The following is a 13,338-nucleotide window of genomic DNA, read 5'->3' as shown; positions in this document are numbered from 1 at the left end:
ACGCGCTGGGTTTGCGGTAGCCGACCGCTCGGGCGGTGGTGTTGACCGGTACGCCGCCGGCCAACATCGGGATGGCGGCGCGGATGCGGACGTGGGCGCGCCAGGTGGCGAAGGTGAGGCCGGTCTCGGCGCGGAACAGCCGGGACACGGTACGGACGCCGGCGTGGACGTGATCGGCCCAGGCGGCTCACCGACCGCTTCGGCGCCGGGGTCACCGCGTTCACGGGCGCCGTCATCCTCGCGGTCTCGACCATCCCGTTCGTGTTCCTGACCGCCACCACGCCGTACCTGCTGATCTGCCTGGTCATGGTCGTCCGGGGCGTCGGGTTCGGCCTGTCGGTCATTCCGGCGATGACCGCCGCCTACCGCACTGACACGTCCACCCACCCTCCCCGCCCCACAGACGCGCCCGCCCTCCCGCCGCGCTGACATGTCCATCCTCGAGGCCACCGACGCCGACCGGCCCGTCACCGGCAACCGGAGCGCCGCAGCCGGTGTGGTGGCCGTGGTCGCCCGCAGCGCCAGTCTGGCCCGGGCCTGCCGCGCAAGACCGGCTAGGGGTCACATCTACTGCGACGAGCGGCAAGCTCATCAACGAGCCGACACCACCAGCCTCACAGTCAGGTCAGGAAGCTCCGGGGGCAGCAGCCGAATCGGAAAAGCCGGCCAACCACCGAGCGTGCCCGCGCATGCGGAACAAGTCGTCGGGGAAGCAGCTCTCCCACGCGTGGTCCAGGCTCATCCATGCGACGGGCTGACCGGGCTCGGCCGTCAGCGGAGCCGCAGGGTCGGCGATAGCGACGTAGGACAGTCCCAGGGTCGCCGGGTGAGCGGGATGGTACGAGCGGACGGCGACCGCGGCGGGCAGGGCGTGGAGATCGACATCCTGTCCGGTCTCCTCGCGCACCTCACGGCGCGCTGCCTCGCGGGGTGTCTCCCCCAACTCGACTTTCCCGCCGGGCGGAACCCAGCCCCGCCACGGATTGCGCACCAGCAGGACCCGCGACAGGTCCGCATCGAACACCCAGACCTCGGCCCCCAGTGGATTCTCCGGACCGGCACCGGCGGACGCCGCCCAGCCCGCGACGTCGTCGAACTCAACCCGTGCAGCACCGGCGTCGCCCAGTGCAGCCTCCAGCGACTGCCGATACCGCTCCTCACAACTCATGACGGCAACCTAGTGAGGGGGTACGACAATATTTTGTTGCCCGGGGCGGGTGACTGCGGCACTCTTCGCGACGTGATCGAGATGCGGGTCCTGGCTGAGGACGACTGGAAGTTGTGGCGGGAATTGCGGCTGCGGGCGCTCACCGAGGCCGCTTATGCGTTCGGCTCCACGCTGGCCGACTGGCAGGGTGAGGGCGACCGGGAGGGGCGCTGGCGAGCCCGGCTGGCGCTGCCGGGCTCGTACAACGTCATGGTGCTGCTCGACGGGCAGGCCGTCGGCATGGCGAGCGGGACGGCGACCGATCACGACGGTGTCGTCGAGCTCATCTCGATGTACGTGGCCCCGCGGGGCCGCGGCCGGGGCGTCGGCGATCGACTGATCAGCAGCATCGAGCAGTGGGCCCGCCAGTCACACGCGCGGACGCTACGGCTGTCCGTGGTGGAGGGCAACACGAACGCCGTGGCGCTCTATCAGCGCCACGGCTTCCAGGACCTGGGCGAGCTCGGCGACCTGATGCCCGACGGCGTCCGCCGCGAGCACGTCATGACGAAGGCACTTTAGCGGCGAAGTCGACGTCGGCGGCCGGGACGACCGCGGCGACGCGGCCCGGCGCCCCGCTGTACTCCCAGTAGAGGTTCGTGTGGGCGATGACCTTGTCGGGGGTCGGTGCACCGTACTCGGTGAGGTCGCCCGTGGTGTGTGCATCGGCGACCAGGGTGGTGTCATAGCCGCGGCCGATCGCTCCGTGCAGCGTCGACCGGATGCACGCGTCGGTCTGCTCGCCGGAGATCACGACGTGGCCGACACCCCGGGCGGCGAGGACGTCCTCCAGGTCGGTGGCCTCGAACGAGTCGCCGTAGCGTTTGTGGACCAGGGCCTCGGAGTCGGCGCGCTTGAGCTCGGGGACGTACTGCCAGGCTTCACTGTCGGCGGGCAGATCGTCGCCGCTGTGCTGGATCCAGACGACCTCGGTGCCGCTGGCGCGGGCCTTGTCGACCAGGGCGGCGATGGTGCCGACGATAGTGTCGCGTTCGTGGGCGCCGGTCACGACGCCGTTCTGCACGTCGATGACGAGCAGGGCCGTGTTCGGCCGGTTGTCGAGCGTAGTCATGCCATCGACCCTAGGCGCACCCTATGACAGGAAAGAAGAAGTGATGAGGATTCGACGGCGTACGGCTGCTGATCTGGACGTGTGCGTGGCGATGTTGCGGGCGGTTCACGAGCGGGACGCGTACCCGATGAATTGGCCTGGTGATCCTCGGTCCTGGCTTTTGGAAACGGCGTGGGTCGCCGAGCGGGACGGGGTTGTTGCCGGGCATGTCGCCGTGCAGGACGGGGAGATCCAGCGGTTGTTCGTGTCGGTGGATGCGCGGCGCCGGGCAGTGGGCGAACAGCTCGTGCGGCACGTTCTGGACCAATACCGCGGTGATTTGAAGCTGGTGGTCGTCGAGGGCGACGCGGCGGTGCGGTTCTATGAGGCGACCGGGTGGCAGCACGTCGGCACGCAGCAGTCCGAGTGGGATCCGGGGGTGAATGTGCGGCGCTACGAATTAGCCCCAGAGGCGCAGGAACAGTACGCCCAGCACGTCCAGAATGATCAGCAGGATCGGTGACGAGAACGGGAAGAAACAGAAGACCAGCAGGATGAGTACGCCGATGTTCTTCTCCTCGAACCACAGGCGCATCCATTGCATACCCGCGCCGGGCCGGCGCATCGCCGACCACAGTGCCCCGAAGCCGTCGAGCGGCGGGACGGGGATCAGGGCGAGCAGGCCGAAGGTGAGCAGGCCCACGCCGAAGCAGGCGAGGAGCTGGTCGGTGAACGGCATCGTGATGCCGCGGAGCACATCGGACGGGTTCAGGACGGAGAAGTAGTTCACCGATGCCGTGAGCGCGTACGCCAGGAAGAAGAACTGGGCCACGATGATGCAGGTCAGCGGCCCGGAGAGAAAGACCGCGGCGGCCCGGCCCCGGCCGCGCCAGCGGGGGATCTCGTCGACCGAGATGGCCTTGCCCCAGCCCATGCCACCCACGGCGGCGGCGACCGCGCCGAACGGGTCGATGTCCTCGCGCGGGCGGGGGCTGATCGATTCGTTGCGGTTGACCAGGCCGAGGGTGCGGGCGGAGACCCGGATCGCGACCGCGCGCAGGACCAGGGCCAGCAGGAACGCGAGGACCAGGGCGACGAACGCCACCGGCTCGACGAGCGCGAACAGCAAGGGTCAGCTGCGTTCGGCGTGCGCGGCGATCACTTCGCGGGCGAGCTGGCGGTAGTTGCGGGCGCCGGACGACGCCGGGTCGAGGCTGGTGATCGGGGCGCCGGCCACGGTGGACTCGGGGAACTTGACGGTCTTGGTGATGACCGTCTGGTAGACCTTGTCGCCGAACGCCTCGACCACGCGCTGCAGGACCTGCCGGCAGTGGGTGGTGCGGGAGTCGTACATGGTGGCGAGGATGCCTTCGAGCTCGAGGTCGAAGTTGAGGCGCTCGCGGACCTTGTCGATGGTGTCGAGCAGCAGGGCGACACCGCGCAGGCTGAAGAACTCGCACTCCAGCGGGATGAGCACGCCGTGGGCGATGGTGAGCGCGTTGATCGCCAGCAGGCCCAGGGAGGGCTGGCAGTCGATCAGGATGAAGTCGTACTCCTTGCGGACCGTGCGCAGCACCCGGGCGAGGGCCATCTCGCGGGCGACCTCGTTGACGAGCTGGATCTCGGCCGCGGAGAGGTCGATGTTGGCGGGCAGCAGGTGCAGACCGGCCACATCGGTCTTGATGATGACGTCCTCGGCGGTGACGTCGTCCTGCATGAGCAGGTTGTAGATGCTCAGGTCGAGGTTGTGCGGGTTGACACCGAGCCCGACGGAGCAGGCGCCCTGCGGGTCGAAGTCGACGAGCAGGACCTTGCGGCCGTATTCGGCGAGGGCGGCACCGAGGTTGATGGTCGTGGTGGTCTTGCCCACGCCACCCTTCTGGTTGGCCAGCGCGATGATCCGCGCAGGGCCGTGCCGGTCGGTAGGCATCGGCTCGGGGATCGGACGGCGCATCGTGTACGCAGTGGGATCCGCCGGGCCCAGGTCGGCACCCAGGTCGAGGGAATTCTGCTGCTCCCTCAGGGCCGAGGTCCAGGCCTCCGCACGCTCACCGTTACCTGCCATGACCTCTAGCCCCCTCTCGACCCGCAGCCGGAGCCGATGCCCGACTGTACGCCACCCGGACCGCCCATCCGGGGTCACCCGTTCGGCGTGTCGCCCACTGGTGCCTATCGGTTAACGAGCGCGGGGATGGGAGGTGGCGTACACCTCACGGAGCCGGTCCACTGTCACCAGCGTGTAGACCTGCGTCGTGGTCACCGATGCGTGACCCAGCAACTCCTGCACGACGCGGACGTCGGCGCCGCCGTCGAGCAGGTGTGTCGCGTACGAGTGTCGCAGTGTATGCGGTGAGACGGCGTGCGCACCGTCCACAGGAAGATCCGCAGCGTGCGCGGCGCGGTGCAGGATCGTCCAGGCACTCTGGCGCGACAGTCCACCCCCGCGGGCGTTGAGGAAGACCGCCGGAGTGCCCTTGCCCGCGGCCACGAGCGGAGGACGACCACGCACCAGGTACGCGTCGAGCGCGTCACGCGCGTACGTTCCGAGCGGCACCACCCTGGTCCGGCCGCCCTTGCCGTGCAGTGTCACCACGCTGCGGTCCAGGTCGTCGATCGCCAGCCCGACCGCCTCGGAGATCCGCGCGCCGGTGCCGTAGAGGAATTCCAGCAGCGCCCGGTCGCGCAGGGCCAGGGGCTCGTCGCCGGTGACCGTGCCGAGCAGCCGCGTCACCTGGTCGACGTCGAGGGCCTTGGGCAGGCGTTTCGGCGGGGTGGGGGGTTTGACGTCACGGCTCACGTCATGCGCGGCGATGCCTTCGCGGGCGGCGAAACGGTGCAGTCCGCGTACCGCTGAAATCGCCCGTGCGGCCGACGAGGCCGAAAGCGCTGGATGCTCCGGTGACCCCTCCCGCAGCTGGAGCAGGTGTCTGGTGAGATCGGCGGGGGTGACCGCGGCCAGGTCGGTGACCCCGGCCGCGGTCAGGGATTCCAGATAACGATCCAGATCCCGCCGGTACGACGTGAGCGTGTTGCGGGACAGGCCCCGCTCGACGGTCAGGTGGTCGAGATAGGTCTGCACCGTCCGCTGCAGAACGGGAACGCTCAGCTCAGCACCTCGGCGAGCGGGACGGCCGTCATGCCGTGCGCCTCGGCGACCGGGCCGTAGACGACGTTGCCGTCGTGGGTGTTGAGACCCAGGGCCAGCGCCGGGTCGGCCTTGACGGCGTCGCGCCAGCCCAGGTTGGCGAGCTCCAGGGCGTACGGCAAAGTGACGTTGGTCAGTGCATATGTGCTGGTGTGCGGCACTGCCCCGGGCATGTTGGCCACGCAGTAGAACATCGACTGGTGCACCGGGTAGACCGGGTCGGCGTGCGTCGTCGGCTTCGAGTCCTCGAAGCAGCCGCCCTGGTCGATCGCGATGTCGACGAGCACGCTGCCCGGCTTCATCCGCGAGACCAGGTCGTTGGAGATCAGGTTGGGTGCCTTCGCACCCGGGACCAGGACCGCGCCGATGACCAGGTCGGCGTCGATGACGGCCTTCTCGATCTCGTACGCGTTGGACGCGATCGTCTGCAGATGCCCTCGGTAATCGGCGTCGGCCGCACGCAACCGGGCGATGTTCTTGTCGAGCACGAGCACCTCGGCCTGCATGCCCAGCGCGATCGCCGCGGCGTTCATCCCGGACACCCCGGCACCGATGACGACGACCTTCGCCGCGTAGACCCCGGGCACCCCGCCCATCAGCACGCCACGACCACCACCGGAGCGCATCAGGTGGTACGAGCCGACCTGCGGCGCGAGCCTGCCCGCGACCTCGGACATCGGGGCGAGCAGCGGCAACGACCGGTCGGGCAGCTCCACGGTCTCGTACGCGATCCCGGTCACCTTGCGATCCAGCAGCGCGTCGGTGCACTCCTTCGACGCGGCCAGGTGCAGATACGTGAACAGGACCTGCCCCTCGCGCATCCGCGGATACTCCTCCGCGACCGGCTCCTTCACCTTGAGGATCAGGTCCGCGGTCTGCCACACCTCGTCGGCGCCCGGCAGGATCTTCGCCCCGGCCGCCGCGTAGTCGGCGTCCGCGATCGAGGAGCCGTCCCCGGCCCCCGCCTGCACGAAGACCTCGTGACCCGCGCGGCTCAGCTCGTAGACCCCGGCCGGCGTGATCGCCACCCGGAACTCGTTGTTCTTGACTTCGCTCGGAATGCCGACCTTCACAGCCGACACCGTCCTTTCCGGGGGTGGAGACATCGATGGCTCATACCCGAGACGGGCTGCTTCGCAGACTACCGTCCCACTCAGTGGAAGATACTGCCGATCAGTTACCCGCCGATCAAGATCTCGTGTCGGACGCTTCTTCCGATCACACCTCTTGATATGTACGTTCATCTATATGTGGAAGCGCTCCCAAATCCTGGGTGTCACCCTCGCTGCCGCGGCGACCGTCCTCGCCGCCGGCTATGCGACCGCACCCGCCTTCGCCGTCACCGCCTGCGATGTCGCCTGGGCCACGAACTCGTGGAGCACCGGCTTCACCGCAGACATCAAACTCACCAACAACGCCGCCCCGCTCACCTCGTGGTCGCTGACCTGGACGTTCCCGGGCAGCCAGCAGATCACCTCGGGCTGGAACGCGGGCGTCACCCAGTCCGGCCGTGCGGTCACGGCGACCAACGTCGCCTGGAACGGCTCGCTGGGTACGGGCGCCTCGGCCTCCTTCGGCGTCCAGGGCACCTCCACCGGGTCCTTCACCACGCCCACGGACTTCGCGGTGAACGGGATCTCCTGCTCCGGTGCCGCCCCTTCCCCCTCCCCTTCCTCGCCGTCGCCTTCCTCTCCGCCTACGTCCACTCCGCCGCCCTCATCCGGCTCGGGCGACAGCTTTGAGAACCAGGCCGCGGGTACGCCGGCAGGTGACTGGTCCGTCTCCACCCCCGACTGCTCCGGGGCGGGCACCGCGACCATCGACAAGGCGGTCGCGCACACCGGCACCACGTCGCTGCGCATCAACGGCGCCGCCGGCTACTGCAACCACGTGTTCGCGGCCAACACCAGCATCCTCAACCCGGCCGCCACCGCCTGGTACGTCCGCTACTGGGTCCGCCACACCACCGCGCTCCCGGTGGCCCACACCACCGCCGTGGCCCTGCGCGACGCCGCCGACGCCAACAAGGACCTGCGCTTCGGCGGCCAGAACGCCGCCCTGCAATGGAACCGCGCCTCCGACGACGCGACCCTGCCCGAACAGAGCCCCGCCGGCGTCGCCCTGTCCCGCCCGCTGCCCGTCAACACCTGGACCTGCGTCGAGTTCTCCGTGAACGGCGCGGACGGCACGATGGAGACCTGGCTCGACGGCGTCTCGGTGCCGGGGCTGCGCCAGGACGGCGTACCCACTCATGACATCGACAGCCAGTGGCTCAACCGCACCTACCGCCCCCGCCTCACCGACCTGCGCCTGGGCTGGGAAAGCTACGGCGAGGGCGCTGACACCCTCTGGTACGACGACGTCGCGGTGGCAGCCACCAGGATCGGCTGCTGACGTTCGCTACCTTGTTGCGGGTGAACCCCTCTCTCAACGTGCACGTGACCGGCCGCCGCATCGTCGCGACCCTGATCGACGGCCTCGTGTTCAGCATCCTCAGCGCCATCATCAGCAACGTCTTCAACCTCGACCTCCCCACCTCGGACATCGACCTCACCCAGCTGGACGTCGGCGGCAGCGGCATCCTGCTCGTCCTCGCCCTGGCCTACTACCTGCTGATGGAGGGCTTCCTCGGCCGCACGGTCGGCAAAATGGTCACCGGCATCCGCGTCGTCAACGAGGACGGCGGCCGCCCCGACTTCGTCTCGGTCCTGGTCCGCACCCTGCTACGCCTGATCGACGGCCTCATCGGCTACCTCGTCGGCCTCATCATCGTGGTCAACTCCTCACGCCGCCGCCGCCTCGGCGACATGGCCGCCAAGACCCTCGTCGTCCGCAACTGACCTCATGGCGTACGTATTGCGGGCCGTCCTGGGCTCCCCGGCCGTCGTGACACAGGCCGGGGAGCCGCTGCCGCTCGACCAGGGCCTGGCTCTCGTACGGATACCGCCCGACCTGCGCCTGGGTGACACCGACAACCGCACGCTGGAGGCCTGGTCGGCGGCAGGACCGATCGCGTACGTGGAGGCCGAGTACTTCGCCGGCACGGGCTCGCAGTTCGCGGTGGTCTGCGCCGGCGGCGACCTGGTCCTGGGCCCCCTCGTGCAGGACGAGGACGACCCACCCACGCACCCCACCCCGATCTCCCAGGCCCTGCGCCACCTGGGCGCAATCCCCGGCGGCCACTTCGACGAGTTCGACGCCGTAGGCCTGGGCCGCTACCGCTGACCAAGCAAAAGGCGCCTGGCCGCACGGCCAGGCGCCTTTCAGCTGAACGGATCAGTAGTGCAGCGTTGCGTGGTTGCCGAACGGCAGCTACCGCTCTCAGTTGACGAAGTCCTGCGTGACCCACACGCGCCCGTCAGCGCCCCGGGTGACCGCCAGCCCGATCCGCTTGAACCCGGAGTTGAGGAGGTTCTTGCGGTGCCCGTCGTTCGGCGCGACCTCGGCCAGCATCAGATCGGTCAGCCCGTTGGCCGCGGCGATGATCTCCGCCTGGTTGTTACCGGCGTTGCCCTGACCGATGTTCTCCCCGGCCGACGTCCACGACACCCCCGCCGCCGTGAACCGGTCCCCGAGCCCTGCCTCACCCGCACACTGGTGCGAAAGCCCGCAACCCCCGACCATCAGAGCACTGTGGGCCGCTGAGGCCTTCGAAAGATCAGCACTCAGCGTGTACGCCGAAAGCCCGCTCGACGTCCGCGCACTGTTGATGTGCGCGAGCACCTGATCAAGCACAGCATCCCCGCTCGGCGGCGCAGTCGTCGGCGCGGTGGTCGGCGCAACAGTGACCGGCGGCTTCGTGGCCGGCGGAGTCGTCGGCGCCGTGGTGGCAGGCGCGGTCGTGGGCGCCGTCGTAGTCGGAGCGACAGTCGTCGGGGCGACCGTCGTCGGCGCGGGACTGGTCGGCGTCGCGGACGGGCTGGCCGTCGGCTTGCTCGTCACAGACTTCGTCGGCCGCGGGTGATACCGCCCCCGCGAGGCGTTGACCGTGTTCGTCGCCGCCCCGAGCGACGGATTCGCATGCCGCACAGCCTGCGGCCGATGATGGGTCGTCTGCGCGGACGCGACACCGGCAGCACCGGCCCCGAGCAGCCCGAGGGTGCAGGTGGCGAGCACGATGTAACGGGTCCGCTTGATCGGCATACGGTGACGCGAAGACACGATGTACCTCATCGATCGGGCGGGCGGTGACTCCCGCGGGCTGGGGGGTGGCGCGCTCGACTATGCGGGAGCGCGCCACGGGCGTACCTCTTCTTTGAAGAAGATTTAAAGATTGATTGCCCTTACGCACCCGAGGCGTCCGGGCCGGGTAGACGTGCCACCGCGGGCCCGCCGGGCGCGGGCGGCATCACGACCACCCGCCACCGCCCGGGAATTACAGTTACCGCATTCCCGGAATTCGCCCCATTTCGACGGCGGCGGCGGCTTCGCCGAATTGACTTACGTGAATAAGTATGGGCATTCGCCCACCGTGCGTATCATGAGCTTGCCCGGCGCATTGAGAGTCGTCGACGTCAGGGCATGACGCTGTCGCTGGGGGGACCGATGCCGTTGTCGAACCATCGCCTCCAAAAGTCCCACCTGGACCTGCTCTATCGCGGTCAGGGCAGCGCGGAACTCACCCACGAACTCCGCATTACCGAATTCAGCCGCCGGCTGCTGATCGTCAAATCCGTCACCGATCTCCTGACCGGCCGGCCGGAGTTCCTCGGCAACCTGCCACCCGCGGCGCACGCCCTCGACCTGCTGCAGAAGGTCGACGACGACGATCGGGACATCATCCGGGACGTTCTGCTCCACCCCCAGGTGGGAGCGTGGGCCGCGTACCTGATGCGCCGCTCCCTGGGGTTCGTCGAGTCCGACGCACCACTATGGGTGGATGCGGGAGTGCTGCACGCGGTGGCATTCGTCGCCGCCGTAAGGCACGGCCACGACTGGACGACGCTCATTCCCGCCCGTGATGGCCAGGCGATGCTCCCGGGCCTGGGGGCGGCGGTCTTCCCCGCCCATACCCGGTGGACCGTCGTGGAGGCGGAGACACACGCCGGCGAGGTGACGCTGCGCTGCGGAGGAACCGTCATCCGGCGCCCGGTCGACGGGGAAGCACCGGCCGACGACACCGGATGGCGGGAGCTGCGACAACTCAGTCTCGGCACCGACCCTGCGCTGAACGTGACGCTAGATGATCTGGACCCGTTCCGGGACCTCGGTGATCCCGCCGAGCCACGCCGTCTGCCCCGGGCCGAGGCCGACCGGTGGACGGCGCTGACAGCCGGCGCGTGGGAGATCCTCTGCACCACCCACCGCACCAGCGCGCAGGCCATGGCGTCGGCCATCCTCTCGATCGTGCCGCTCGCCGACGACGGCGGGAATGTGACCCGCAGCGCCTCGACCGGGGAGGCATTCGGCAGCGTGCTGGTCTCCGAGCCGTACGACGCACGTTCCCTCGCAGTCGCACTGGTCCACGAGCATGCGCACATCCAGCTGGGTGCACTCCTCCACCTGCTACCCGTGACGACCGGCGGCGACGACGAGATCTTCTACGCCCCCTGGCGCGACGACCCCCGTGGCTTTCCCGGATTTGTCCAGGGGATATATGCATTTGTCAATATTGCCGGTTTCTGGCGCGACGAAGCCCGCGCGCACCACGACGTCGTGGCCGAGTTCGAATATCTCCATGCCCGCCGCCAGGCCGAGCTGGCCATCAGCGTCGCAGCAGCGTCCGGACGGCTCACCGAGGTCGGCACACAACTCATCGCCCGCCTCGCCGACCGGGTCGCCGGATGGTCGGGCGACATCACCACCGGAGCCCCGTTCCACGCCGCCGGCGTCGTCACCGACCGCCACCGCGCGGGCTGGCGCATCCGGCACCTCACCCCCGCCCCCGAATCGATCGGGCCACTAGCCACCGCCTGGTCACGTGGCGACCCCGCGCCGCTGCTTGACCCGGGCTACCACGTCGTCGCCGGCGACAAGCGCTGGTCGCAGGGGCAGCTTGCCCTGGCCCGGCGCTGGGCCACCCGGGGCGACGCGACACCGACGCCCCGGCTGCGTGCCCTCGGCGTGGACGACGCCGACGCCGCCCTGCTGGCCGGGGAGAAGCCCACTGCCACGGCCCGCTACGCCCGCCGGATCATCGATGATTCGGGCGACCTCGACGCCTGGAGCGGCCTCAGCGTCGCCCTCGACGGCCCGGCGGGACGGACACTGGCTGAACATCCCTCGCTGGTCCGCGCGATCCACGCCGGGACCGACGACTTCGTCAAGGATCCCGTCGCGCTGGCAGCCTGGCTGAGCCAAACCTGGCACGACCGTTAAACACCGTTCCAGTTCTGCCGGACGGTCTCCTCGAGGTGTGCGAACTCCGCCGTCTCCGCACCCAGCAGCAGCCCCACCGCTGCGAGCAACGCGGCCCGGCCCTCCTCGAAACCCTCACACGCCCGGACGATCGAGATGACATGCGTCCGCGCCGTCGGGCTGTAGGCGATCACCGAGCGGATATATGTGGGCAGCTCATCCACGAGCAGCCGCCGCTCATGCTCGTCGCGGACCAGCCGTACTGCCAGCATCGCCTCCACGATCAAGGCCAGTGCCGCAACCCGCCCCGGCCGGCCGGCGGCCTTCTCCACTGCGGGAACAGGCTGGACCACCCCGAGCAGGGCACGAACGTACGCCGCCGCCCCGGCCGCCGCGCAGCCGTGCCATCCGTCGTTCTTACGGTCGTCGGCCAGATCGGAGACCCCCCGCACCATGAACCACTCCCGGCCGTGCAGAGCAGCGCCGACGGAGATCCCCGACCCCTCCATCTCGAACGCGATGATGCCGTGCGCGTCCGCGAGCCCGTCGCGCAGACCCTCGTCCCGCAGGAGCACATCCGCGCTGCCGATCGCACCCCGGTGAACCAGAGGTGGCCCGCCCTCCGGCGACGGCCGCCGGAACGTGGCGTTGGCACGCTCGAGTGTCGCCAGCACCGGCTCCCAGGGACGCTGTCCGCGGTGCTGCCCGACGGCGAGCTGGTTGTCAGCGGCTAGCAGCCTGGTGGAGATGTCCCCGCTCGCCCGGCGAAGCTCACGGTAACCATTGGTGGCCCGCAGATGCCCGTAGTCGACAATGCCCTGGGTAGCGCTGACGACATCACCCAGCCGCACCCCGGCCGCGGGCAACCCCGCCGCGATGCCGCACATGACAACGACCCGCATTGACGGAAACGACCGGGCCATGTCGACAACTGCCGCCGCGGCATTCCGGGTGCCGTCCCGGGTCAGCATCACCGCCGCGACCCGATGTGGCGTGCCCTCGTCCGCACTCGGCAACGCCCCCACGCAGTAGTGGCCCGGATCGCCGGCCACCCGCAGATCCCGCACCTCGTCCAGCACCGCCCGCACCGTGGCAAGCTCGACCGCTATCGCAGTTACGATTCCGATCGTCACTTCCCCGGGCATCGGCGTGTCTCCCCCGCTCACCCCAGCTAATTCGCACCGGATTCGGCGCGGCACGGCGTGAATACTCTATCGAGCTTTGCTCACGCGTGACCACCACTGAATAGTGCCTTCGGTGACCCGCGCGTATGAGACACTGACAGAGCTGAATGACCGGAACTCGGGGCGCCACCGTGACGGCCTTCAAGCCCCACTGGTTCTGACTTAAGCGCAGGGTCTGACGTAAGCGCAGGGTCTGACGTGAGAGCAGGGTCTGACGTGAGAAGGGAATCCACACCGTGGACCGCGATCCCCCGGAGATTGAAACGGATCTGATCGACCTTTCGGCCACTTCCTTCCGGCAACTGCGCGAGACCGACCAGCGCCTGCTGACCACGTCGCAGGAGGCAATGATGGAACAACTCGAACATGCCCGCGCAAACCTGGGAACGGGGCCTCCGGGGCGCGTCGACTAAAGCGGGGTGGCGCCGATGCAGGGCACCGGCGCCACCCCCCG

16 protein-coding genes and 1 pseudogene are annotated in these 13,338 nt (G+C 69.2%); 8 read left to right on the top strand and 9 right to left on the bottom strand.

The features are described from left to right. Positions 1 to 10 precede the first annotated feature (10 nt). A pseudogene (locus tag Aco04nite_RS50045) lies at positions 11 to 148 on the bottom strand (helix-turn-helix domain-containing protein); the annotation flags it as partial. Between the two features lie 113 nt (positions 149 to 261). Here Aco04nite_RS50045 and Aco04nite_RS25530 point away from each other — a divergent pair. Then, the gene (locus Aco04nite_RS25530; protein WP_212999788.1) at positions 262 to 429 is read left to right on the top strand and encodes a hypothetical protein; all 168 of its coding nucleotides are present in this window, start codon (positions 262 to 264) and stop codon (positions 427 to 429) included. Between the two features lie 196 nt (positions 430 to 625). Here the strand turns inward: Aco04nite_RS25530 and Aco04nite_RS49055 are convergent, their stop codons facing one another. Further along, on the bottom strand, positions 626 to 1,168 hold the full coding sequence (locus Aco04nite_RS49055; RefSeq protein ID WP_244876283.1) for an NUDIX domain-containing protein: 543 nt from the start codon (positions 1,166 to 1,168) through the stop codon (positions 626 to 628). Positions 1,169 to 1,249: 81 nt separating this feature from the next. On the opposite strand from Aco04nite_RS49055, the gene Aco04nite_RS25520 reads away from it, so the two are divergent. Beyond that, positions 1,250 to 1,729, top strand: a complete 480-nt coding sequence (locus Aco04nite_RS25520) for a GNAT family N-acetyltransferase (protein ID WP_244876299.1) — start codon at positions 1,250 to 1,252, stop codon at positions 1,727 to 1,729. On the opposite strand, the gene Aco04nite_RS25515 is transcribed toward Aco04nite_RS25520, so the two are convergent. Next, a complete protein-coding gene (locus Aco04nite_RS25515; protein WP_212999786.1) occupies positions 1,710 to 2,279 on the bottom strand; it encodes an isochorismatase family protein in 570 nt (189 codons plus the stop codon). The genes Aco04nite_RS25520 and Aco04nite_RS25515 overlap by 20 nt on opposite strands. Positions 2,280 to 2,322: 43 nt before the next feature. Here Aco04nite_RS25515 and Aco04nite_RS25510 point away from each other — a divergent pair, with 43 nt between their 5' ends. Then, positions 2,323 to 2,781 (top strand): GNAT family N-acetyltransferase, encoded by a 459-nt coding sequence (locus Aco04nite_RS25510; RefSeq protein ID WP_212999785.1) that lies wholly within the window; start codon positions 2,323 to 2,325, stop codon positions 2,779 to 2,781. Here Aco04nite_RS25510 and Aco04nite_RS25505 read toward each other — a convergent pair. From Aco04nite_RS25505 to ald, 4 genes are all read right to left on the bottom strand, one after another. Beyond that, complete coding sequence (locus Aco04nite_RS25505) at positions 2,719 to 3,387, bottom strand: zinc metalloprotease (RefSeq protein WP_212999784.1); 669 nt, start codon at positions 3,385 to 3,387, stop codon at positions 2,719 to 2,721. The two genes, Aco04nite_RS25510 and Aco04nite_RS25505, sit on opposite strands and share 63 nt — an antisense overlap. Positions 3,388 to 3,390: 3 nt before the next feature. Then, positions 3,391 to 4,323, bottom strand: a complete 933-nt coding sequence (locus Aco04nite_RS25500) for a ParA family protein (protein ID WP_203843321.1) — start codon at positions 4,321 to 4,323, stop codon at positions 3,391 to 3,393. 111 nt (positions 4,324 to 4,434) lie between these two features. Further along, positions 4,435 to 5,364 (bottom strand): site-specific tyrosine recombinase XerD, encoded by a 930-nt coding sequence (locus Aco04nite_RS25495; protein ID WP_212999912.1) that lies wholly within the window; start codon positions 5,362 to 5,364, stop codon positions 4,435 to 4,437. Next, a complete protein-coding gene (gene ald, locus Aco04nite_RS25490) occupies positions 5,361 to 6,476 on the bottom strand; it encodes an alanine dehydrogenase (RefSeq protein ID WP_212999783.1) in 1,116 nt (371 codons plus the stop codon). The genes Aco04nite_RS25495 and ald overlap by 4 nt, the downstream gene beginning before the upstream one ends. Positions 6,477 to 6,651: 175 nt before the next feature. On the opposite strand from ald, the gene Aco04nite_RS25485 reads away from it, so the two are divergent. From Aco04nite_RS25485 to Aco04nite_RS25475, 3 genes are read left to right on the top strand one after another with little or no spacing between them, the layout of a single operon-like run. Continuing rightward, a complete protein-coding gene (locus tag Aco04nite_RS25485) occupies positions 6,652 to 7,797 on the top strand; it encodes a cellulose-binding domain-containing protein (protein ID WP_212999782.1) in 1,146 nt (381 codons plus the stop codon). Positions 7,798 to 7,817: 20 nt separating this feature from the next. After that, the gene (locus tag Aco04nite_RS25480; protein ID WP_212999781.1) at positions 7,818 to 8,243 is read left to right on the top strand and encodes an RDD family protein; all 426 of its coding nucleotides are present in this window, start codon (positions 7,818 to 7,820) and stop codon (positions 8,241 to 8,243) included. Positions 8,244 to 8,247: 4 nt separating this feature from the next. Next, a complete protein-coding gene (locus Aco04nite_RS25475) occupies positions 8,248 to 8,628 on the top strand; it encodes a hypothetical protein (protein ID WP_212999780.1) in 381 nt (126 codons plus the stop codon). 96 nt (positions 8,629 to 8,724) lie between these two features. On the opposite strand, the gene Aco04nite_RS25470 is transcribed toward Aco04nite_RS25475, so the two are convergent. Further along, positions 8,725 to 9,546, bottom strand: a complete 822-nt coding sequence (locus Aco04nite_RS25470; RefSeq protein ID WP_212999779.1) for a CAP domain-containing protein — start codon at positions 9,544 to 9,546, stop codon at positions 8,725 to 8,727. A 378-nt stretch (positions 9,547 to 9,924) separates the two neighbouring features. Between Aco04nite_RS25470 and Aco04nite_RS25465 the strand changes: the two genes are divergently transcribed. Then, positions 9,925 to 11,721 (top strand): HEXXH motif domain-containing protein, encoded by a 1,797-nt coding sequence (locus Aco04nite_RS25465; protein ID WP_212999778.1) that lies wholly within the window; start codon positions 9,925 to 9,927, stop codon positions 11,719 to 11,721. Here Aco04nite_RS25465 and Aco04nite_RS25460 read toward each other — a convergent pair. After that, complete coding sequence (locus Aco04nite_RS25460; protein ID WP_212999777.1) at positions 11,718 to 12,833, bottom strand: effector-associated domain 2-containing protein; 1,116 nt, start codon at positions 12,831 to 12,833, stop codon at positions 11,718 to 11,720. The two genes, Aco04nite_RS25465 and Aco04nite_RS25460, sit on opposite strands and share 4 nt — an antisense overlap. A gap of 287 nt (positions 12,834 to 13,120) precedes the next feature. Between Aco04nite_RS25460 and Aco04nite_RS25455 the strand changes: the two genes are divergently transcribed. Next, positions 13,121 to 13,297 carry a hypothetical protein gene (locus tag Aco04nite_RS25455; RefSeq protein WP_212999776.1) on the top strand — a complete coding sequence of 59 codons (177 nt, stop codon included), beginning with the start codon at positions 13,121 to 13,123 and terminating at the stop codon, positions 13,295 to 13,297. The last annotated feature ends 41 nt before the right edge of the window (positions 13,298 to 13,338 follow it).

Origin of the sequence: Winogradskya consettensis (genome assembly GCF_018332715.1) — a bacterium.
Lineage (GTDB): Bacteria > Actinomycetota > Actinomycetes > Mycobacteriales > Micromonosporaceae > Actinoplanes > Actinoplanes consettensis.
The sequence above is the reverse complement of the archived record's forward strand: the minus strand, read 5'-3'. Positions and strand labels throughout refer to the sequence as shown.

Bases quoted from the DNA above. Each gene is read 5' to 3' on its own strand.
- Aco04nite_RS49055 (WP_244876283.1), bottom strand. From the start codon at position 1,168: ATGAGTTGTGAGGAGCGGTATCGGCAGTCGCTGGAGGCTGCACTGGGC.
- Aco04nite_RS25520 (WP_244876299.1), top strand. From the start codon at position 1,250: ATGCGGGTCCTGGCTGAGGACGACTGGAAGTTGTGGCGGGAATTGCGG.
- Aco04nite_RS25515 (WP_212999786.1), bottom strand. From the start codon at position 2,279: ATGACTACGCTCGACAACCGGCCGAACACGGCCCTGCTCGTCATCGAC.
- Aco04nite_RS25510 (WP_212999785.1), top strand. From the start codon at position 2,323: ATGAGGATTCGACGGCGTACGGCTGCTGATCTGGACGTGTGCGTGGCG.
- Aco04nite_RS25500 (WP_203843321.1), bottom strand. From the start codon at position 4,323: ATGGCAGGTAACGGTGAGCGTGCGGAGGCCTGGACCTCGGCCCTGAGG.
- Aco04nite_RS25485 (WP_212999782.1), top strand. From the start codon at position 6,652: ATGTGGAAGCGCTCCCAAATCCTGGGTGTCACCCTCGCTGCCGCGGCG.
- Aco04nite_RS25475 (WP_212999780.1), top strand. From the start codon at position 8,248: ATGGCGTACGTATTGCGGGCCGTCCTGGGCTCCCCGGCCGTCGTGACA.
- Aco04nite_RS25470 (WP_212999779.1), bottom strand. From the start codon at position 9,546: ATGCCGATCAAGCGGACCCGTTACATCGTGCTCGCCACCTGCACCCTC.
- Aco04nite_RS25465 (WP_212999778.1), top strand. From the start codon at position 9,925: ATGACGCTGTCGCTGGGGGGACCGATGCCGTTGTCGAACCATCGCCTC.